This window comes from Actinacidiphila epipremni, assembly GCF_012034175.1.
Classification (GTDB): Bacteria; Actinomycetota; Actinomycetes; order Streptomycetales; family Streptomycetaceae; genus Actinacidiphila; species Actinacidiphila epipremni.
In genome coordinates, this window is sequence record NZ_JAATEJ010000083.1 from 1 (window position 1) to 574 (window position 574).

Here is a 574-nt window from a genome sequence, read left to right on the forward strand (position 1 = left end):
GCGGCCCGCACCCTGGTCATCGGCTGGGGATCGACCTACGGCCCCATCACCGCGGCCGTCAGGCGGCGGCGGGCCGCCGGCCACGCCGTGGCGCAGGCGCATCTGCGCCACCTCAACCCCTTCCCCGCCAACCTCGGCAAGGTGCTCGCCTCCTACGACCGGGTGATCGTGCCGGAGATGAACCTGGGGCAGCTCGCCCACCTGCTGCGGGCCGCCTACGTGGTGGATGTCCGTTCCTTCACGCAGGTTACGGGACTACCGTTCAAGGCCGAGCAACTCGCGACGGCCATCGCGGAGGAGAGTGCGGATGTCTGAGGCGCTGACGCTGGTCCCCAAGGCGACCGCGAAGCAGTCGATGAAGGACTTCAAGTCCGACCAGGAGGTGCGCTGGTGCCCGGGCTGCGGCGACTACGCCGTCCTGGCCGCGGTGCAGTCGTTCATGCCCGAGCTCGGGCTCGCGCGCGAGAACGTGGTGTTCGTGTCCGGGATCGGCTGCTCGTCCCGGTTCCCGTACTACATGAACACCTACGGCATGCACTCCATCCACGGCCGGGCCCCCGCCATCGCCACCGGA

At 69.7% G+C, this 574-nt stretch carries 2 pseudogenes; both read left to right on the plus strand.

Going from position 1 to position 574, the window contains the following annotated elements:
* Window positions 1-315, plus strand: a pseudogene (locus HCN08_RS34550) (2-oxoacid:acceptor oxidoreductase subunit alpha); the annotation flags it as partial.
* Window positions 308-574: pseudogene (locus HCN08_RS34555) on the plus strand (2-oxoacid:ferredoxin oxidoreductase subunit beta); the annotation flags it as partial. The pseudogenes HCN08_RS34550 and HCN08_RS34555, both read left to right, overlap by 8 nt.